Origin of the sequence: Vibrio sp. V15_P4S5T153, from assembly GCF_963874485.1 — a bacterium.
Taxonomy (GTDB): Bacteria; Pseudomonadota; Gammaproteobacteria; order Enterobacterales; family Vibrionaceae; genus Vibrio; species Vibrio anguillarum.
In genome coordinates, this window is record NZ_CAWNHR010000011.1 from 1 (window position 1) to 19,450 (window position 19,450).

Annotated in this window: 16 protein-coding genes, 2 tRNA genes and 1 rRNA gene; 12 read left to right on the forward strand and 7 right to left on the reverse strand. The window is 44.5% G+C overall.

Features of this window, described 5'->3' with window-relative positions:
• The first annotated feature begins 127 nt into the window (after positions 1 to 127).
• The 4 genes from rrf (at position 128) to nfsA (ending at position 1,428) form a co-directional block, all read left to right on the forward strand.
• A 5S ribosomal RNA gene (gene rrf / locus AACT42_RS01855) occupies positions 128 to 243 on the forward strand.
• Between the two features lie 29 nt (positions 244 to 272).
• Positions 273 to 349: transfer RNA gene (locus tag AACT42_RS01860), tRNA-Asp, on the forward strand.
• A gap of 59 nt (positions 350 to 408) precedes the next feature.
• Positions 409 to 485, forward strand: a tRNA-Trp gene (locus tag AACT42_RS01865).
• Between the two features lie 220 nt (positions 486 to 705).
• On the forward strand, positions 706 to 1,428 hold the full coding sequence (nfsA, locus tag AACT42_RS01870; protein WP_094132124.1) for an oxygen-insensitive NADPH nitroreductase: 723 nt from the start codon (positions 706 to 708) through the stop codon (positions 1,426 to 1,428).
• Positions 1,429 to 1,467: 39 nt separating this feature from the next.
• On the opposite strand, the gene AACT42_RS01875 is transcribed toward nfsA, so the two are convergent.
• The 3 genes from AACT42_RS01875 to rdgC form a co-directional block, all read right to left on the reverse strand.
• A complete protein-coding gene (locus AACT42_RS01875) occupies positions 1,468 to 1,722 on the reverse strand; it encodes a YfhL family 4Fe-4S dicluster ferredoxin (protein WP_013857525.1) in 255 nt (84 codons plus the stop codon).
• 2 nt (positions 1,723 to 1,724) lie between these two features.
• A complete protein-coding gene (gene trhP / locus AACT42_RS01880) occupies positions 1,725 to 3,125 on the reverse strand; it encodes a prephenate-dependent tRNA uridine(34) hydroxylase TrhP (RefSeq protein ID WP_094132125.1) in 1,401 nt (466 codons plus the stop codon).
• Between the two features lie 162 nt (positions 3,126 to 3,287).
• Entirely contained in the window at positions 3,288 to 4,202 is a 915-nt protein-coding gene (gene rdgC, locus AACT42_RS01885; protein WP_010320437.1) for a recombination-associated protein RdgC, read from the reverse strand.
• 190 nt (positions 4,203 to 4,392) lie between these two features.
• Here rdgC and phoB point away from each other — a divergent pair, with 190 nt between their 5' ends.
• The 3 genes from phoB to AACT42_RS01900 are packed head-to-tail and all read left to right on the forward strand — an operon-like array spanning position 4,393 to position 7,360.
• Positions 4,393 to 5,082: a phosphate regulon transcriptional regulator PhoB gene (phoB, locus tag AACT42_RS01890; RefSeq protein ID WP_013857522.1), complete on the forward strand. Its 690-nt coding sequence runs from the start codon at positions 4,393 to 4,395 to the stop codon at positions 5,080 to 5,082.
• A gap of 20 nt (positions 5,083 to 5,102) precedes the next feature.
• Positions 5,103 to 6,404: a phosphate regulon sensor histidine kinase PhoR gene (phoR, locus tag AACT42_RS01895; RefSeq protein ID WP_013857521.1), complete on the forward strand. Its 1,302-nt coding sequence runs from the start codon at positions 5,103 to 5,105 to the stop codon at positions 6,402 to 6,404.
• Complete coding sequence (locus AACT42_RS01900; protein ID WP_094132126.1) at positions 6,401 to 7,360, forward strand: PstS family phosphate ABC transporter substrate-binding protein; 960 nt, start codon at positions 6,401 to 6,403, stop codon at positions 7,358 to 7,360. The genes phoR and AACT42_RS01900 overlap by 4 nt, the downstream gene beginning before the upstream one ends.
• Positions 7,361 to 7,401: 41 nt before the next feature.
• Here AACT42_RS01900 and ppx read toward each other — a convergent pair whose 3' ends face one another.
• On the reverse strand, positions 7,402 to 8,907 hold the full coding sequence (ppx, locus tag AACT42_RS01905) for an exopolyphosphatase (RefSeq protein WP_017046241.1): 1,506 nt from the start codon (positions 8,905 to 8,907) through the stop codon (positions 7,402 to 7,404).
• Positions 8,888 to 10,987 carry a polyphosphate kinase 1 gene (gene ppk1 / locus AACT42_RS01910; protein WP_013857518.1) on the reverse strand — a complete coding sequence of 700 codons (2,100 nt, stop codon included), beginning with the start codon at positions 10,985 to 10,987 and terminating at the stop codon, positions 8,888 to 8,890. Before ppk1 ends, ppx begins: the two co-directional genes overlap by 20 nt.
• 249 nt (positions 10,988 to 11,236) lie before the next feature.
• Between ppk1 and AACT42_RS01915 the strand changes: the two genes are divergently transcribed.
• Genes AACT42_RS01915 through phoU form a run of 4 tightly spaced genes read left to right on the forward strand, consistent with a single transcriptional unit; the run spans position 11,237 to position 16,664 of the window.
• Positions 11,237 to 13,438 carry an ABC transporter permease subunit gene (locus AACT42_RS01915; protein WP_094132127.1) on the forward strand — a complete coding sequence of 734 codons (2,202 nt, stop codon included), beginning with the start codon at positions 11,237 to 11,239 and terminating at the stop codon, positions 13,436 to 13,438.
• Between the two features lie 23 nt (positions 13,439 to 13,461).
• Positions 13,462 to 15,108 (forward strand): phosphate ABC transporter permease PstA, encoded by a 1,647-nt coding sequence (gene pstA / locus AACT42_RS01920; RefSeq protein WP_094132128.1) that lies wholly within the window; start codon positions 13,462 to 13,464, stop codon positions 15,106 to 15,108.
• A 2-nt stretch (positions 15,109 to 15,110) separates the two neighbouring features.
• Positions 15,111 to 15,929, forward strand: a complete 819-nt coding sequence (gene pstB, locus AACT42_RS01925; RefSeq protein ID WP_010320428.1) for a phosphate ABC transporter ATP-binding protein PstB — start codon at positions 15,111 to 15,113, stop codon at positions 15,927 to 15,929.
• Positions 15,930 to 15,965: 36 nt separating this feature from the next.
• Positions 15,966 to 16,664, forward strand: coding sequence for a phosphate signaling complex protein PhoU (gene phoU, locus AACT42_RS01930; protein WP_010320427.1), 699 nt, complete (start codon positions 15,966 to 15,968; stop codon positions 16,662 to 16,664).
• Positions 16,665 to 16,730: 66 nt separating this feature from the next.
• On the opposite strand, the gene AACT42_RS01935 is transcribed toward phoU, so the two are convergent.
• Positions 16,731 to 17,567 carry a copper homeostasis protein CutC gene (locus tag AACT42_RS01935; protein ID WP_013857514.1) on the reverse strand — a complete coding sequence of 279 codons (837 nt, stop codon included), beginning with the start codon at positions 17,565 to 17,567 and terminating at the stop codon, positions 16,731 to 16,733.
• A 157-nt stretch (positions 17,568 to 17,724) separates the two neighbouring features.
• Positions 17,725 to 18,336, reverse strand: coding sequence for a peroxiredoxin C (locus tag AACT42_RS01940; protein WP_010320425.1), 612 nt, complete (start codon positions 18,334 to 18,336; stop codon positions 17,725 to 17,727).
• Between the two features lie 196 nt (positions 18,337 to 18,532).
• On the opposite strand from AACT42_RS01940, the gene AACT42_RS01945 reads away from it, so the two are divergent.
• Positions 18,533 to 19,435: a hydrogen peroxide-inducible genes activator gene (locus tag AACT42_RS01945; protein WP_013857512.1), complete on the forward strand. Its 903-nt coding sequence runs from the start codon at positions 18,533 to 18,535 to the stop codon at positions 19,433 to 19,435.
• The last annotated feature ends 15 nt before the right edge of the window (positions 19,436 to 19,450 follow it).

Genomic DNA, 19,450 nt, shown 5'->3' on the forward strand with positions numbered 1-19,450 from the left:
TTGAGCTAACCAATACTAATTGCCCGTGAGGCTTAACCATACAACACCGAAGGGGTTTTGTGGACTCAATGGAAGAACATTGAATGTGTGAATGAGAACGAAACAGCTTTCCGAATTAAGAAATTTGCTTGGCGACCATAGCGTTGTGGACCCACCTGATTCCATGCCGAACTCAGAAGTGAAACACAACAGCGCCGATGGTAGTGTGGGGTCTCCCCATGTGAGAGTAGGACATCGCCAGGCTTTGAATATTGTCTAACCAGACACGCTGCGGAGCGGTAGTTCAGTTGGTTAGAATACCGGCCTGTCACGCCGGGGGTCGCGGGTTCGAGTCCCGTCCGCTCCGCCACTTATTAAGAGCCTCAGCAGTCACGTTGAGGCTTTCTTCAATGAGTAAGATAAAGTTTTAGGGGTGTAGCTCCAACTGGCAGAGCAGCGGATTCCAAATCCGCGTGTTGGGAGTTCGAATCTCTCCACCCCTGCCATCTATCAAGCCTCTGCAGAAATGCTGAGGCTTTTTGCTATTTTTCATCTCCTTATTATTTTTTAGAGCATTCCTGTTCTTCAATAACTTCAATAAAAGTATCGCCCCATACTGCATTAAAACGATCTTTTCTGTGCTAATTTTAAGTTTGCATTTTTACGGCGTCAGTAGGTAATGCTTGCTAAGATAGTGGCAATATCCTCGTAGGGAAAAAATATAAGATGAATCCAGTCATTGAAACTATTCTTGCACATCGTTCTATCCGATCTTTTACCGATCAGAAGATAACTCCAGATCAGCTGAGTACAATTATTTCTGCTGGTATTGCGGCATCATCATCGAGCCTATTACAGGTTAATTCAATCATTCGTGTTACAGATAAAGATAAACGCGAGCAGTTGGCTATACTGGCGGCCAACCAAGCTTATGTTGCAAGCGCTGCTGAGTTTTTAGTGTTCTGCATTGACTACCAACGTCATTACGCCATTAATCCTGAGGTAAAACCAGAGCTGATTGAACTCACTTTGATTGGCGCTGTAGACGCTGGGATCATGGCACAAAACTGTTTATTGGCGGCAGAATCGATGGGATTGGGTGGTGTTTATATTGGCGGATTAAGAAATTCACCTAAAGAAGTGGATGAGTTATTAGAGCTTCCTCCATATTGCGCAGTGTTATTTGGTATGTGTTTGGGGTATCCGGCTCAGAATCCACAACTAAAACCTCGTTTATCTCCTGAGGTAATTGTTCATGAGAATACCTACCATGCTTTGAGTTATGTTGAAATAGAGCAATATGATGAGACGATGAGGGCTTATTATCAGACGCGTTCTTCCAATACTAAGCAAGCGGCTTGGTCTACAGAGGTAACGGCTAAATTAGCACAAGAATCTCGACCTCATATGTTGAACTATCTCAACAGTAAAGGCTTAGCATACCGATAAAAAGAGCCCAATCTTAACGATTGGGCTCTTTTACAATGATTAGGCTAAACCTTGAATAACGACGAATTTTTCAAGTAGTTGATGTTCAGTTTCTATGTGTTCTGGATCGGTAATGATGCAGTTTGTTATCGGACATACGGATTGACAGGTGGGCTTGTCGTAATGTCCTTTGCATTCAGTACATAGATTAGGATCAATTTCATAGATCCGGTTGCCCATAGAGATCGCGCCATTTGGACATTCCGGATCACACATATCACAGTTAATGCATTTACTGGTGATCAATAATGCCATAACTACTTGCCTACGGGATTACGAGTATCTTGGCCAGCATTCAAGTTACGCATTAACAGAGCAAAGTTTAAATCCAACTCTTCAGGAACCGGGATATAAACAAAGTGACCGTTTCCTTTTGCGTCATCAACAGTTTCACCTTTGCGGTTTTCCATTGCTTCAAGTCTGAAGACAACATTCCCTTTTGGGGTCATCAGCTCTAAACTATCACCTAAGATAAACTTGTTTTTAACTTCAACTTCAGCCATTTCACCACGACGTTTACCCGTAAATTCACCAACAAATTGCTGTGAATCTGAGACTGAATAGCCATAGTCATAGTTTTGATAAGTATCGTGTGTATGGCGTCGCAAGAAACCTTCGGTATAGCCACGGTGTGCAAGGCTTTCTAAAGTGCCCATCAGGCTTTCATCAAATGGTTTACCTGAAACTGCGTCATCAATTGCTTTGCGATACACTTGAGCTGTGCGAGCGCAATAATAGAAAGATTTAGTACGACCTTCTATTTTTAATGAATGCACGCCCATTTTCGTCAATCGTTCTACATGCTGTACGGCTCGTAGATCTTTTGAGTTCATAATGTAGGTGCCATGTTCATCTTCAAAAGCGGCCATCTTCTCTTCTGGACGATGGCTTTCTGAAAGCAAAACCACATCATCAATCGGTTTGCCTAAACCAAGTGTATTATCAGGGCGCTCTTCTTGTATCTCGATAGTTTGAACTGCTGTTGGATCAAATTTCTCGACAATTTGACCTGTTTCGTCTTCTTTGGCTGATTCAACTTTGTATTCCCAACGACATGCATTGGTGCATGTTCCTTGGTTTGGATCACGTTTATTAATGTAGCCAGACAATAGACAGCGACCTGAATAAGCCATGCATAATGCGCCATGAACAAAAATTTCGAGTTCGGTCGTTGGACATTGCTCACGAATTTCTTCAATTTCTTCCAACGAAAGTTCGCGTGATAGAATCACTCGTTCAACGCCTTGGGATGCCCAGAACTTAACTGTTGCCCAGTTAACAGCATTGGCTTGAACTGAAAGGTGAATAGGCATTTCAGGAAATGCTTCACGAACCATCATGATAAGCCCAGGGTCAGACATAATAAGCGCATCAGGTCCCATTTCAACCACAGGCTTTAGATCTCGGATGAATGTCTTAAGTTTTGAGTTGTGGGGTTGAATATTACAAACCACGTACAATTTTTTACCCAAAGCATGTGCTTCATCGATACCGATTTGCAGGTTTTCATGGTTAAATTCGTTGTTGCGTACACGAAGGCTATAACGAGGTTGGCCGGCATAAACGGCATCTGCACCGTAAGCAAACGCATAACGCATGTTTTTTAGACTGCCCGCCGGTGATAGTAGCTCGGGGACAAAAGGGGTATGTGTGCTCATTGTTTTTCTCTAATCTGATCTCAAGTCAGGCCAATACCACCTGATGGTATTGGAGGGGCGCAAATTTTACGTTAAAAATAACCTTATGCATAGTAGGGATCGTAAGCGATACAAAAAAGCCCAACACTTTTAAGGGTATTGGGCTTTTGCATGATGCTTTTGTTAAGCGTTCGGGTGAGGAAGGCCGCCGAGAACGTCAAATAAGTTAGGCAAAAATGCCGACATTTCACCACACATTAATGAGAAATCGGCATCAAAGCGAGCCGCTTGCTCTTCTCGTGGAATATCTTCATTTTGTTCTTTGAGCTCATCGCTAAATGCCAAACGCTTAATGCTACAATCTTCAGCCAGAATAAAGCTCAGGCGATCTTGCCAGTTCAATGCCAGTTTAGTGACAACTTTATTGGCTTCAATATGGCTTAAGATCTCATCGCTTGTCAGTTCTTGTTTCTTACAGCGGATCACTGCGCCATCTTCTAATAACGACTTTAATTCAGCTTCATCCAACAAGCTAAACCCTGGTGGTAGTTCGCCACTTTTAACCCACTGAGTAAGTGTTGTTTCTACCGCTTGTTCTGGGATCGCAGGTACTACGGGTAGGCTACCCATGGTTTTGCGTAGCAGCGCCAAAACGTCTTCAGCTTTTTTGTAGCTTGCGGCATCGACTAGAATGAAGCCTTGTTTGGGTAGAATAAGCACAAAAGTGAGATTGCTGCGGCTAAATGCTCTAGGTAGGAGATCGATGACAATATCTTCCTTGAGGCTTTCCTTCTCCTTTTTCTTGAGAGGTCGCCCTTCTTCCACTTCCATCGCTTCAACTTTGGCATTCAAAGAATCTTTAATGACCGAAGCCGGTAACATCTTTTCTTCTTTTTTCGCGCAGATCAGAATACGGTCTTCAGAAACGTGGGTCATCATGTCGCCGTGTTTACCCATTGCGTTAACCCAACCAAATTTTTGCTTATCTTGGCTGCCGCATGGCGTAAAACGAAATTCGGCCAGTTGTTTTTCGAGCTGATCGGCGTTGAATTCTACATCGCGATTAACACGATAAACCATACAGTTTTTAAACCACATATTCTTTCTCTTACTTAATTAGAAGACGCAACATGATAGGGGATTTGAAAGCTAAAGTCTTAAATCAATTTCAAAATATAATCATGAACTTGATAAGAAACTTATATGAAAAATTGTTTGCAAAGGTCACAAAAGTGTCATAATTGTTTCCCATAATGCATAGCGTTGATTACATAGAAAGGTTATTCAAATGTCTAGAAGGATTCTGGTTGTTGAAGACGAAGCACCCATTCGCGAAATGTTGTGTTTCGTGCTTGAGCAAAAAGGTTATCAAGCTGTTGAAGCGGAAGATTACGACACGGCGGTGAGTAAACTGGCTGAACCCTTTCCCGATCTTGTGTTATTAGATTGGATGTTGCCCGGCGGGAGTGGTATCAACTTTATTAAGCATATGAAGCGTGAAGAATTAACGCGCAACATTCCTGTTGTGATGTTAACCGCCCGTGGTGAAGAAGAAGATAAAGTTCGCGGCCTTGAAGTGGGTGCGGATGATTACATAACCAAACCTTTTTCGCCTAAAGAGTTGGTTGCTCGTTTGAAAGCGGTTATCCGGCGCGTCACACCGACAGCACTGGAAGATGTGATCGACGTGCAAGGATTGAAGTTAGATCCTGTCTCTCATCGAGTAACGGCTAATGATAATGCCTTAGAGATGGGGCCGACGGAATTCAAAATGCTACACTTCTTTATGACGCACCAAGAACGCGTCTATAGCCGTGAGCAGTTATTGAACAATGTGTGGGGTACCAACGTTTATGTTGAAGACCGCACGGTCGATGTTCATATACGCCGTCTGAGAAAAGCGTTAGAAGAGGCTGGCCACGATAAATTAATTCAAACAGTACGTGGTGCCGGTTATCGCTTTTCATCCAGAACATAAAGGATTAATTAAGGTACGAAATGGTTGAACGTTTAACGTGGAAAAGGCTGGCTTGGGAGCTGGCTTTTTTTTACTCTCCTTGGATTATCGTTGGCTGGATCTTTGGCCATATGGCTTGGCTGCTGCTAGCGGCTACGGCGTTGCAACTGATTTGGCATTTGCATAACCAAATGCGCTTGTCGGCTTGGTTGTGGGATGAAAAACGTTTAACGCCGCCTTCCGGGACTGGAAATTGGGAATACCTGTTTAATGGGATTTATCGTTTACAGCAACGCCAACGTAAAAAACGCAAAGAACTGACCAATTTGATCCGCCGCTTTCGTAACGGGGCTGAGTCGCTACCCGATGCGGTGGTGGTGTTTCGTGACGAAGGGAACATTGTTTGGTGTAACCGACTTGCACAACACCTGCTTGGTTTTCGCTGGCCAGATGATGCAGGTCAACCTATCTCAAATTTATTGCGCGCCCCTGATTTTATCAAATATCTGCAAAAAGATGATTTCACAGAACCACTTGAAATGCGCTCTCCACTTAATGTTGAGCGCATGTTAGAGCTGCGTATTGTGCCTTACACAGAAGGTGAGCATTTGATGGTTGTGCGTGATGTCACTCAGTTGAAACAGTTAGAAGGCATGCGCCGAAATTTCTTTGCTAACGTTTCTCATGAACTGAGAACGCCGATGACGGTGTTGCAAGGGTATCTTGAGATGACAGAAGACCCTGACATGCTGGTAGGGCCGATGTGGCCTAAGGCACATGGAGTGATGACTGAGCAGTTAAACCGTATGAACAGTTTAGTCAATCAACTGCTGACGTTGTCAAAAATTGAAGCGGCGCCTATGCATGAGCTGGATGAAGTGGTTGATGTTCCGGCTATGTTGGAAGTACTTGAAAAAGAAGCGATCAGTTTAAGTGGCGATCATCATCACCGACTGCATTTTGATGTCGATAAGCGACTTAAAGTATTGGCCGATGAAGATCAACTGCGCAGTGCTATATCAAACCTTGTTTATAACGCCGTCAAATATACGCCTCCGGGAGCGGAAATTAATGTGCGTTGGTATCAAAACGCGCAAGGTGCTTGTTTAGACGTGGTGGATAAAGGGGAAGGGATTGAGCCACAGCATTTACATCGTTTAACGGAACGTTTTTATCGTGTCGATAAAGCACGTTCGCGAGATACTGGAGGAAGTGGGCTTGGGCTCGCGATTGTTAAGCATGCATTGTCACATCATGACACGCATTTGCAGATTCACAGTGAAGTGGGTGTTGGCAGCAAATTCTCTTTTATTTTGCCTAAACGTTTGGTTGTGCTGTCATGATACATCGCATATTTACAGCCTTTCTCTATTTTTACTTGCTGGTTACCACGAACGCCGTGATCGCTCAGCCGCTCGTGGATTACTCAAAAACTAACGGTGTTGCAGGTAGTTTACTTTCAGTGGGGTCAGACACTCTGGCAGGAATGACGACGCTCTGGGTTGAAGAGTTTAAGACGATCTACCCAAATATCAATGCTCAAGTTCAAGCCTCAGGTTCCTCCACCGCGCCTCCTGCTTTAACTGAAGGAACGGCGCAATTTGGCCCAATGAGTCGCCCGATGCGTGGTCGTGAGATTGAAGCATTTGAACGCGCTCATGGTTATAAGCCGACGGCATTGCGGGTTGCGATAGATGCCATTGGTATTTTTGTACATCGAGATAATTCAATCAAAGGGCTTAATTTTACTCAATTAGACAGTATTTTCTCATCCACGTTGCGCTGCGGTGCAACACAACCGATCAATACTTGGGCGCAATTGGGCGTTGATGAGGATTGGGCTAAGCGAGGAATTCAACTGTTTGGCCGAAATTCGGTGTCGGGAACTTATGGCTATTTCAAACAAAATGCACTGTGTGGTGGCGATTTCAAAAAGGGAGTAAACGAGCAGCCGGGATCGGCATCGGTTGTACAATCGGTTGCTTCATCGATCAATACTATCGGTTATTCTGGTGTTGGTTATCAGGTTTCTGGTGTGAAATTGATTCCGATAGCCAAACAAGGCGATCAGTTTATTGCCGCAAGTTATGAAAATATTCTATCAGGTGCTTATCCGTTATCTCGCTATTTGTATGTGTATGTGAATAAACATCCTAATCAGGATCTGCCACCCATGCAGCGAGAATTTATCCGTTTCATTTTTTCTAAGCAAGGACAAGCGATTGTTGGGAAAGATGGTTATGTGCCTGTCAGTGCCGAGTTTGCTCAGCAAGAACTAGCCAAAGTGGGCATAAAATAACGAGCTGTTCGCTCGCTATTTTTAATCAAAATCAATTCAAATTAAACATTGAGCTGCCAACCGACACTTCGCCAATACTGTTGTTCGCACATCAGATCCGCATGTAATAATTTATTATTTTCTAACCAATTGGCGTCTTCACATTCAAGTTTCCACTCATCATCTTTTGCGCTGAGTGTCAGCTCAGGAAGAGGATCATCATTACGTTGGCTATTGACAACAATCGCTAAACGCAACACGCGGATGAGGCCAATAATGTGCTTTTTCTTAAACAAGGTGAAATCATTCATTTCTTGCAGCTTGAGGGATTTGCGTTGAAAGCGCGCTAAGGTCGACAGTACCTGTTGCTGTTCGCTGTTAAAACCGGGCATGTTGGTGTGACGCAGAATATAAGCAGAGTGTCGGTGAAAGCCTTGTAAGTTGATGCTCAATCCCACCTCATGCAATAACGCTCCCCATTCCAAAAGATCAAACAGTTCGCTGCCTTTTTTCAATCCTAGCTCTGGGGTCACATTCTGTAGAAACTCTTTTGCATGGCCTTTGACTTTAGCGGCATGCTCTAAGTCGACTAGATGCTTCATCGCGAGGTTTTCAGTGGTACGTAAACGGATATCGGAATACTTGAACCGATCTTCCATCTCATAAAGCAAACCTTCTCGTAATGCACCATCAGAAAAATGCATCTCTTTCACACGCAGCGATTTTAAAACCGCGCTTAAAATGGCAACTCCCGCAGCAAAAACGGGTTTTCTATCGTCAGTCAATGCGCTGAGTTCGATCTCATCAATACTTTGCCATTCACAGAGTTTTTCAATGAGTTTATTGACTCGCTCAAGCGTGATGATGCCATCATCAAAGCCCAAACCAATCAGTACTTCGTGAATGGCTTTGATGGTTCCTGACGAGCCGAAGGCGACTTCCCACCCTTTTTTGCGATATTTCGCCGCAATAGATTCGATTTTTTGCTCGGCGGCTAATATCGCATGAGCGAAGTTTCTGCTTGAAAGCCTACCATCAGCGAAGTAACGGTCGGTATAGCTGACGCATCCCATTTGCTTGCTGTTGATTAGGTCTGGATCAAACCCTTGGCCAATCACCATCTCGGTACTGCCGCCACCGATATCCACCACCAACATAGACGCTGCTTGAGGTTGAGTATGTGCCACGCCTAAATAAATTAAGCGTGCTTCCTCAGCTCCGGGAATGATTTCAATAGGGAAAGGCAGTACCTGTTTGGCTCGTTGCAAGAATGTATGAGCATTATTGGCTTGACGCAGCGTATGCGTGGCCGCGATGCGCACGTTTTCAGGTTCGAAACCTTGCAACCGCTCGGCAAACATCGCTAAGCATTCAAGTCCTCGCTCTATGGCATCGGCATCCAAATTTTTTTGTTCATCTAACCCAGCCGCCAAGCGTACACGTTGCTTATGGCGGCTCACCAGTTGTAGATCTTGATCGACGACTTTGGCCACCACCATATGAAAGCTGTTAGAGCCTAAATCGATGGCCGCAATATCGCGAATAGTATTAGTTGGGTTGATTGTCATGTAAGGGTTCTTTGCTCTTTCTGGTCTGTCTTTCTACATTCTTAAGATAGTCGTAGATGGCAAATTGCGAACGCACTTTTTTACGGTTACCACGTTCTACATAATTATTGCTCATCTCTTTGTCTATCCAGCGCGCTTTCACTGTATCGGTAAATTGTAAATTCATAATGTCAATCATACGCTGTTTCAAACGTGGGTCACGAATTGGTGTCGTTACTTCGATACGATGATCGATATTGCGCGTCATCCAGTCGGCAGAGGAGATATACACCAGCGGGTTGCCATCATTGTGCGTAATAATGACACGAGGGTGTTCCAAAAAGCGATCAACGATGCTGATGATTTTGATATTGTCACTCACGCCCTCAATTCCCGGAACCAGCGAACACATGCCCCGGACGATCATCTTAATTTGTACGCCTGCGCTGCTTGCGCCATACAGTTTATTGATTAACCCTTTATCCACTAAGTTATTTAACTTTAAAGTGATTGCGGCTTTTTTGCCAAGTTTCACATTGGCGATTTCACTGTCGATTAATCGATAAAGCTGAATACGAGAGTTTCTTGGCGACACAATGAGATGGCTAAATTTAACTGGTCGGTAAGGGTTTTCAATATAGCCAAACACGTTTCGTACTTCGGTAGCAATTTCATTGTCGGCGGTCAGTAGTGAAAAGTCCGTATAGATACGGGCGGTTTTTTCATGGAAGTTGCCCGTGCCTATGTGTGCGTAGCGAACGATATTATCCTGTTCTTTGCGGCTAATGAGCAGCAATTTAGAGTGAATTTTTAATCCGGGAGCACCGAAAATTACTTGGACCCCCGCTTCGGTTAAAATACGTGACCATTCAATGTTGGCTTCTTCATCAAACCGTGCTTGTAACTCAACCACTACCACCACTCGTTTGCCATTGTGTACCGCATCGACGAGCGAGTTCATTAAGCGAGAATCTTTGGCAACACGATAAATATTGATTTTGATGCTGATCACTTTGGGATCAAACGAGGCTTGTCTTACCAACTCGGTAATGTGTTCAAATGAGTGGTAAGGATAGTGAAGTAGAATATCCTGAGCGCGAATCGCATCAAATGCATTGGCAAAACCTTCAAAGTCAGCACATTGCATGGGTGGTAGCGGCTTGTTTTCTAAATAGTCACGCCCCACGTTTGGGAACCCAATAAAATCTTTAAAGTTATGGTAACGACCACCAGGAAGAAGGCTATCATAGTGCGATATTTTGAGTTTTTCGCACAAAAATTTAAGCATTTTTGTCGGCATTTCTCGTTCATAAACAAAGCGTACGGGCATAGCACTTAAGCGTTGATTCAACCCCTCTGACATCTGTTCTAACAAACTGTATTCGACTTCCCGTCGCAAGTCATATTCCGCATCACGTGTCATTTTCATCGCGTAACCCGTGAGCTCTTCATAGTCAAAAAATCCGCGGAAAATCTCATCAAGGCAGTGGCGAATGATGTTGTCCAATAAGATGATGGTTTTGCGGCGTTTGCCCTTTTGCTCCGGCACCATGACAAAGCGCGGTAGGTGGTCTGTCGGGATTTCAATCAGCGCATATTGGCTGCGGTCATTGTGTTTGAGATCAACGGCAATGTAGGCGTATTCATCTTTCAAAAATTGCATGACATCAATGTCGTCAGTCATGAGCAGCGGTGTAATATGCGGGCGCACTTCTTTATGGAAATACTTAGTGATCCATTTTTTCTGAGTCTCATCCAACTGCGTTTCATTAACCAAGAAGATACGGCGACGTGCCATTTCTAAAATAAGCTCATTATAGAGATTGTCGAAATCTTGGTTGAGTTTGAACGCCTTACTTTGCATTCGTGTCAGCAAATGCTTGGTAGTATCGTTACCACCACGTTCTCGGTTGATCAAAATTTGCCGTTTTACATCGGAAAAGCGAACTTTATAGAACTCATCCAGATTGTTAGAAAAAATACCTAAAAACCGTATTCTCTCGATTAAAGGCACGGTTTTATCTGCGGCTTCTTGCAATACGCGTTCATTAAACGAAAGCCAGCTCAATTCCTTGTCGATATACAACTTGTCCGTACTCATTCATGTTACCTTTTAACTCAATTGACGTTTTTTACTGACTCACCCTCTGTGTGCTGATTGTGCGATTCTGCACAGCAATCAATTCGGGTATTGATGATTATGCAAACTATGCCTTTTATGTGACATTTTTATTTCAAGTAGGCAAGTTGAGTATAGTTGTTTTATTTTCAGTCGTTTATTGCGAGTTGTAATATACTTGTCACGAAAATTACATATTATACGCAGACAGGAAAAAGGGTAGAGAGAGCAATGGCACCAAGTGAATTTTCATTGAAGGAACGTGACAGAAAACGGTTGATAAAAGACCGTTTGGTTCGCCTTGCAGTGAGTTTTGGTGGCGTGAGTGTACTTGGCGCTTTAGTGCTGATTTTTGTCTATCTTGCGATGGTTGTTTTCCCTCTGTTTGGTAGCGCAAAAATTGAAAGGAACGTGGCGCAAGTGAGTATAACCACTTCCAATCCTCAATTTTTGGCCATAGATGAATACGGCGAGAATGCCTTTGTTGTTGACCTTGATGGCAGCATGAACTTTTGGCCCTTGGACGGCAAAACGGAACACGCATTGTGGTCGGATAGTCTCCCCATTCGCGTTGATCTTTTTAGCCAAGCTCCCCCGCTGGATGGGTGGTTTGCCGCTAGCAATGTGGCGGGAGAGGTCTTTATTGCTCGCCCTAAATTCAGTTATCTGCATAGCGTGGAAGGTCGCCAGTTTTCTCCTTATCTTGAGCGCGTCAGTTTACCCTCTACCTTTCGGCTGACTCATAAAACGCAAACGTTACGCCAGTTTGCCTTCGCCGTTACTGATGAGGCACTTTTCTTCGCTTCTTATCTCGATAATGATGAGGTGATAGTACAAACCTTAACGAGTGATAACGTTGAGCCAATTCAGCGCTTTGTGTTTCAAGGCTCATTTCCTTCTTTGGACCAATTGCTTTTTACGCCAGATGGTAAAACGCTTTATCTTCGCTCAGGGTCCGAATTGGTTGTTGCCGTTAAGAGTCGTCAAGGTTATTTCGTGCGAGAAGTGGTTGATTTAAGCCAAGGTAATTCCGATCGAGCCGTGACACAAATCAACTTATTGTCCGGTGCTTATTCGCTACTGGTGACTCACCGTAACGGCTTAGTGTCACAATGGTTTGATGTGCTGCAAAATGAAGAACGTCAACTGACTCAGATTCGTAAGTTTAAATTAGCGCCGCAGGTGACGCTGTTACTGCCGGATACTTATCGCAAAGGTTTTTACAGTTTCTACCCTAATGGCACAATCCAAAGTCACTATACGACCAGTGAAAAACTGGTGTTGTTTGAGAGGATGTACAACAAAGCCCCTCAATTGGCCGCCATGTCCAATAATGAGCTTTATCTCGCTACGTTAAGCGAGCAGAAGATCAGCGTGGCAAAAGTGGATAATGATTATCCTGAAATATCACTCTCATCATTGTGGCAAAAAGTGTGGTACGAAAGTTATCCAGAGCCTCAATATGTGTGGCAATCGACGTCAGCGAACGATGAATTTGAGCCTAAGTTTAGCCTAGTACCGATAGCCTTTGGCACTCTTAAGGCCGCAGCATACGCAATGTTATTTGCAATACCGATTGCGGTGTTTGGCGCGATTTACACGGCTTATTTTATGTCACCGAGAATGCGCCGAGTGGTGAAGCCGTCGATTGAATTGATGGAAGCGTTACCAACCGTCATTATTGGTTTTTTAGCGGGGTTGTGGTTTGCACCATTAATTGAAAGCCATCTCGCGGCGGTCGGAGCGCTGCTGCTATTTTTACCCATTGTGATGTTACTCGTTGGGCTAGGTTGGCACCTGTTACCGAGAGCATGGGTGCGAAATTTTTCAAATGGGTGGCACGCATTGATACTAATCCCCGTATTAGTCGTTAGTGCAGTGGTTATCTTTTCGTATAGCAGCCAAATTGAAGTTTGGCTATTTGATGGCGATATTCAGATTTATCTCGCGCAAAACGGCATCGATTTTGATCAGCGTAATGCGCTGGTGGTTGGTTTTGCGATGGGCTTTGCCGTCATTCCAACCATTTTCACTATTGCGGAAGATGCGATCTTTTCCGTACCTAAACATCTTTCTGATGGGTCATTAGCATTAGGCGCAACACCTTGGCAGACATTAACCAAAGTCGTGTTGTTAACGGCAAGTCCTGGCATATTCTCGGCGATCATGATGGGGTTGGGGCGAGCCGTCGGAGAAACAATGATCGTTCTTATGGCGACGGGTAATACACCCATTTTAGATTGGAATATTTTAGAAGGGATGCGCACCTTATCGGCAACGATTGCGGTTGAGTTACCAGAGTCGGAAGTGGGAAACTCCCATTACCGGTTGCTTTTTTTAGCGGCACTATTGCTACTCATGTTCACCTTTTGTGTGAACTCGATTGCTGAATGGGTCAGACAAAGGTTGCGTGCCAAATATCGCGCTTTGTAATCAATTGGGAAAAATCATCACAAATGTTTAAGTGGTTTCAATCAGGTTCACCTTGGATATGGTTAACAGGCGGTGCTGTCAGCATCAGCCTGATTTCGGTATTGGGCTTGCTCCTGTTTATTGGTTGGAAAGGATTAACCTATTTTTGGCCGACGCCACTTTATCAATGGCAAACTCAAGAGGGACAAGCACTGGTTGGCCAGCTCTACTCTGAGGAAAATGTGCCATTAACACACTTAAGAGCGTTAGATATTACATGGCCCAAAGCCATATTGGATGCAGGGGAAGTGAAGCGGCTCAGTATTAAAGTCGCTAACCGAGAACGAAATCATGCGGACTTTGTCTCGATACTGGATGTTAAACTGTCGGATAAACAAATGCCTAGCGGGTGGGCGGTAATAGAACGTAAGAGTAACGGACAGTTTTATGGCAAGCCGATTGCTTATGTGCAAACCGATGGAAGCGAGAGTTCGGATGTTCAGACCATGCTCGCTGCAGGAATGCAGGATGTCGCGTTATTGAGAGAGCAAATTGACGATGTGATTGACCAAGAGATCCGAGTCATTGGCTTTGCCGCCGAAAAATTACGTTTAGAGAAGCGTCGTAAAGAACTCAATGGAAAGCTAGAACGAACCTATTTAGATCACTATTTTCATAAAAAGCAGGATTTGGATAGCCAATTAGCTATTACCGAACAAAAGTTAGATGCGCTGCGCCAGCAAATGAATGGGCCGTCGTTGATTGTTGAAGAGATGAGTGGACAACGAGTGGCGATTCCACTTAGCCAAATTCTCGATATTTGGTATCCCAATGATATGACTTTGGCGCAAAAATTGGTCCAGTGGGGAAAGCAGGTGTGGCTCTTCCTATCAGAAGATCCCCGCGAATCGAACTCTGAAGGTGGCGTATTTCCAGCCATCTTTGGTACCGTGCTGTTGGTGTTGTTGATGTCGATTATCGTCATGCCACTTGGTGTTGTGGCGGCTATTTATTTGCATGAATACGCAAAAGAGAATCTGTTTACTCGTATCATTCGTGTTGCGGTTATCAACCTTGCTGGTGTGCCATCGATTGTTTATGGGGTGTTTGGTCTTGGTTTTTTTGTTTACACCATAGGCTCATCGATTGATACGCTACTCTATAGCGAAAGGTTACCGGCCCCCACTTTTGGCACGCCAGGCTTACTGTGGTCGGCGCTCACATTAGCCGTGTTAACTCTACCCGTAGTGATTGTGACGACGGAAGAAGGGTTAACACGGATTCCCAGCGCAGTACGCCATGGCTCGTTAGCATTGGGCGCGACCCATTTTGAGACGATTTGGCGCATAGTATTACCGATGGCAAGCCCTGCGATTATTACTGGGCTTATCCTCGCCATTGCGCGAGCCGCGGGTGAGGTTGCCCCTTTGATGCTGGTGGGTGTGGTCAAACTAGCGTCAAGTTTGCCTGTGGATGGCGAATTTCCCTTTGTACATCTTGAGCGAAAATTCATGCACTTAGGTTTTCATATTTACGATGTTGGTTTCCAAACGACCAACATCGAAGCGGCTAGGCCACTGGTGTACGCCACTTCATTTTTATTGGTGACAGTGATTGTGGCACTGAATTTAACGGCCATCAGTATCCGCAATAACTTGCGTGAGAAATATCGAACGTTAGGGCAAGATTAATTATGTTTTCCATCAATCAAACTTTGGGTTATCACGCCCCGTTAGATGTCAATAATCTGAGCGATCAACAAACGGCGATTGCGATTGAAGATCTGAATCTGTTCTATAAACAGACTTGTGCGCTGAGCCATATCTCAATGCGTATTCCCAAAGGACAAGTAACGGCGTTTATCGGCCCTTCCGGTTGTGGTAAGTCAACCTTACTGCGCTGTATTAACCGGATGAACGATCTGGTCGAAGGGTGTCGAGTTGAAGGTGAAGTCAAACTGCATGGTAGAAACGTCTATCACCCAGATGTGGATGTTGCCACGTTGCGCCGCCGAGTGGGGATGGTATTCCAACGACCCAACCCATTTCCGAAATCCATTTATGAAAACGTGGTGTATGGGCTTCGTCTACAAGGAATTAAAAATAGCCGTACTTTAGATGACTCCGTTGAGCGAGCTTTAAGAGCCGCTGCGTTATGGGATGAAGTGAAGCATCGCTTACATGAAAATGCATTTGGCCTTTCGGGTGGGCAGCAGCAACGCTTAGTGATCGCCAGAGCGATTGCTATTGAGCCAGAGGTGCTGTTGCTTGATGAGCCAACGTCCGCGTTAGACCCTATTTCTACTTTGACCATCGAAGAGTTGATTAACGATCTCAAAACCAAATACACAGTGGTGATTGTGACGCATAACATGCAACAAGCGGCAAGAGTGAGCGACCATACGGCTTTTATCCATATGGGAAAATTGATTGAGTATGCGGATACTGACTCTATTTTCACCTCCCCATTGAAAAAACAGACGGAAGACTATATTACTGGTCGATATGGTTAATACTTTCGTCAATAGCGATATTCAAAAGGAACGATGATGCATCTAGGTCGCCACATTTCAGGACAGTTCAATGTTGAACTTGAATCGATTCGCACTCATGTATTGACGATGGGCGGGCTGGTGGAGCAACAACTCTCTTTTGCGATGCAAGCATTGCATAAAGATGATGCCGATCTGGCCAGAAAAGTCGTTCGGGATGATCACAAAGTGAATGCTATGGAAGTCTCTATTGATGAGGCTTGCACGCGTATTATCGCTAAGCGACAACCGACAGCCAAGGATCTGCGCTTGATCATGGCGATCATAAAAACCATTACCGACCTTGAACGAATTGGTGATGTTGCCACCAAAATTGCCTACGTCACTATCGAAAGCCCTTCACCTAAAGAGAGCAAATTTCGAGTTTCTCTTGAACCTTTATGCCGACAAGCCATTGCAATGTTGCACCAAGTGTTAGACGCTTTTGCGCGGATGGATCTTGAATCGGCTGCTGAAGTGTACCGCTTGGATGACAAGCTGGATGCCGAATATGAAGCCGTGATCCGCCAACTAATGACCTATATGATGGAAGACCCTAAAAATATCCCACATATATTACAAGTCATGTGGTCTGCACGAGCCATCGAACGCGTGGGCGATCGCTGCCAGAATATCTGCGAATACATCATCTATTTTGTCAAAGGTAAGGATGTGCGCCACTTAGGTAAACAATCGATTGATGACATCCTCAAATAGCCTTTTGGGTAAAGTAAGGTGAAGGAAAGTTATTCACCTTACATCAAGACATAACGGTCGCCGAAGTTAAGAAAGCTGGCGCAATACCTCTTGGATTTTAGCCGGATCGGTAATTGGGATGAGGGTGTCATCGACAGACTCTTGGCCCATTTTCACCGCATTGGCGATCATATCCATGCTACTTGCACGCGTGGTTTTGCCGGACAAATGCACTTCTGTGATGCCCGTTTCACGGATAATGTCAGTCACGTTTGATGCGTTTAAGCCAGCCCCAGCCATAATAGAGAATCGACCATTCGCCAGTTTCACCATGTGTGCAATTACGGCTCGTCCTGCATAGGCATCTGGCGCTAACCCTGAAGTAAGTACACGCTCACACCCTAATTTTGCAATGTCTTCAATCGCTTGTTCATAGCTGTGGCATTGATCAATCGCACGGTGGAAAGTGGTACCCAATCCTTGCGCGGCTTGCATCATCAGTAAACTTGCTTCAAGGTTGATGGTGCGATTCGGATTCAAAATACCAAAGACGATGCCGTCTAGTCCCGCCTGTTTTGCCATCTCGATATCGATCAACATCGAATCGAGATCATCCTGATCATAAAGAAAGTCGCCTTGACGTGGACGAATCATCGCGTAAACAGGAACGCTCGATATTTGTGCGGCCTTTTTCATTAAACCAAAGCTGGGCGTCAGTCCACCCAATGCGAGCGACGAACACAATTCAATGCGAGTAGCCCCGCCTTTAATGGCGTTGTGTAGCGATTCAATATTATCAATACACACTTCAACTTGAATATTCATAGCAAAATCCTGCTGGAAAAATTTGGTTAATGTTAGCAAGTTAGAGTAGTGACGTCTGTGTGATTGAGGTAAGAAATAGGGGTAAAGTTTACCAACCAATGCTGCCTCATTTTCGCTAAATGAACGACAACGAAAAAGCCCAAAGCGTTAGCTTTGGGCTTGGATAAGGACTTTACTTCTTAACTGATTGGCGATGCGTTTTACGCTTTATTATATGTCCAACCATTGACCCGAGTTGAGCGCGGGCTAAGGAGAATTATTTCTTGCCTAGGTCGTCTGAGTGCTCAGCTAGGAATGCTGCAACACCTTTTGGAGATGCATCCATACCGGCTTTGCCTTCTTCCCACTGTGCTGGGCACACTTCACCGTTCTTTTGGTGGAAGTTAAGCGCATCAACCATACGTAGCATTTCGTCGATGTTACGGCCTAGTGGTAGGTCGTTCACAACTTGGTGACGTACAAGACCATCTTCGTCGATGAGGAAAGAACCACGGAAAGCAACGCCTGCTTCTGGGTGCTCAACATCGTACGCCTTACAGATTTCGTGTTTCACGTCAGCGATTAGCGGGTATTTTACTTGGCCAATGCCACCGTTTTCGATAGCGGTATTACGCCATGCGTTGTGAGAGAATTGAGAATCGATAGATACACCGATTACTTCAACGCCTTTCGCTTGGAAATCTTCGAAGCGTTTGTCAAAAGCGATAAGCTCTGATGGGCAAACGAAAGTGAAGTCTAGTGGGTAGAAGAAAACAACCGCTTTCTTACCTTTAGTAAATTCTGCGAAGTTGAAGCTATCAACGATTTCACCGTTACCAAGAACAGCTGCTGCAGTAAAATCAGGGGCTTTACGACCAACTAGTACCATTTTTTTGCTCCTAAGAATAAGGTTTAGTTCCAAACCAGTGATAAGCACTGGTCCAGTCCGTTTTTGAACGAGACAAACTATAGTACAGATTGTAGGATAGTAAAAAGCGAAATAAATAGATTAGTCTCATCGAAAAAAGCGATGAGCTCTAATGACGGAATCAGAAACGGCACTCAAATAAGATAGTAGTAGAACGATGAATAAATGGCCCAGTTTGAAGCAGTTGCACTATTTAGTAACACTCTACGAAACACGGCACTTTAGTGATGCCGCTGAACGTTGTTTTGTTAGTCAATCTACCCTAAGTAAAGGGATCCAAAATTTAGAGGAATTAATAGGCTGCCCGCTTTATGAAAAGGATAAGAAAGCTCCGTTAGTGTTTACTCAAGCGGGAGAGCTGGTTGTTAGTCAAGGAAGAGAGTTACTTGCCAAAGGACAAGATTTAGTGGAACTCGGCAAGGTTTGCCAAGGCGATGAGATGCAAGGTCAGCTTAAGCTGGGTTGTATTCCAACCATTGCTCCATTTTTACTGTGTGATTTAGTGCAAGAAGTGAATGTCCGCTTTCCGAAGTTGAACTTATTATTACGAGAAGATACGACGACGAACCTTTTGGCTGCACTGCGTCATGGAGAGCTTGATGTGTTGATTTTGGCTTTGCCTGTCGATATCGGCAAAATGGAGAGTAGAGTCGTGGGGATTGATCCATTCAAAATGGTGATCAGCCGTCATCAAATGGATAGCATCCGTGTGCCAATCAAGTATGCTGACCTGCCTGATGAATCGGTGTTTTTGCTCGAAAATGTGCACTGTTTAACGGATCATGCTGTGTCGGCTTGCAAGTTAACCGCCAAAGAGAAAATTAATCCATTTACCGCAACCAGTTTACATACCTTAGTGCAGATGGTCGCCAATGGTTTAGGGACGACTTTCATTCCACAAATGGCAATCAATCATGGCTTAGTTGAAAACCAAAATTTAGTGGTCATCGAGCCTCCTGGCCAGCAAGCGTATCGAGAGATTGGTTTAGTCTGGCGGCCAAGTTCATCGCGAACTCACACTTTTAAGCAGTTAGCGGATGTGGTTTCTGGTTTACTTTAGCGATTAGTCTTACTC

Coding starts and splice junctions, on each gene's coding strand:
- nfsA (WP_094132124.1), top strand. CDS start 706: ATGAATCCAGTCATTGAAACTATTCTTGCACATCGTTCTATCCGATCT.
- AACT42_RS01875 (WP_013857525.1), bottom strand. CDS start 1,722: ATGGCATTATTGATCACCAGTAAATGCATTAACTGTGATATGTGTGAT.
- trhP (WP_094132125.1), bottom strand. CDS start 3,125: ATGAGCACACATACCCCTTTTGTCCCCGAGCTACTATCACCGGCGGGC.
- rdgC (WP_010320437.1), bottom strand. CDS start 4,202: ATGTGGTTTAAAAACTGTATGGTTTATCGTGTTAATCGCGATGTAGAA.
- phoB (WP_013857522.1), top strand. CDS start 4,393: ATGTCTAGAAGGATTCTGGTTGTTGAAGACGAAGCACCCATTCGCGAA.
- phoR (WP_013857521.1), top strand. CDS start 5,103: ATGGTTGAACGTTTAACGTGGAAAAGGCTGGCTTGGGAGCTGGCTTTT.
- AACT42_RS01900 (WP_094132126.1), top strand. CDS start 6,401: ATGATACATCGCATATTTACAGCCTTTCTCTATTTTTACTTGCTGGTT.
- ppx (WP_017046241.1), bottom strand. CDS start 8,907: ATGACAATCAACCCAACTAATACTATTCGCGATATTGCGGCCATCGAT.
- ppk1 (WP_013857518.1), bottom strand. CDS start 10,987: ATGAGTACGGACAAGTTGTATATCGACAAGGAATTGAGCTGGCTTTCG.
- AACT42_RS01915 (WP_094132127.1), top strand. CDS start 11,237: ATGGCACCAAGTGAATTTTCATTGAAGGAACGTGACAGAAAACGGTTG.
- pstA (WP_094132128.1), top strand. CDS start 13,462: ATGTTTAAGTGGTTTCAATCAGGTTCACCTTGGATATGGTTAACAGGC.
- pstB (WP_010320428.1), top strand. CDS start 15,111: ATGTTTTCCATCAATCAAACTTTGGGTTATCACGCCCCGTTAGATGTC.
- phoU (WP_010320427.1), top strand. CDS start 15,966: ATGCATCTAGGTCGCCACATTTCAGGACAGTTCAATGTTGAACTTGAA.
- AACT42_RS01940 (WP_010320425.1), bottom strand. CDS start 18,336: ATGGTACTAGTTGGTCGTAAAGCCCCTGATTTTACTGCAGCAGCTGTT.
- AACT42_RS01945 (WP_013857512.1), top strand. CDS start 18,533: ATGAATAAATGGCCCAGTTTGAAGCAGTTGCACTATTTAGTAACACTC.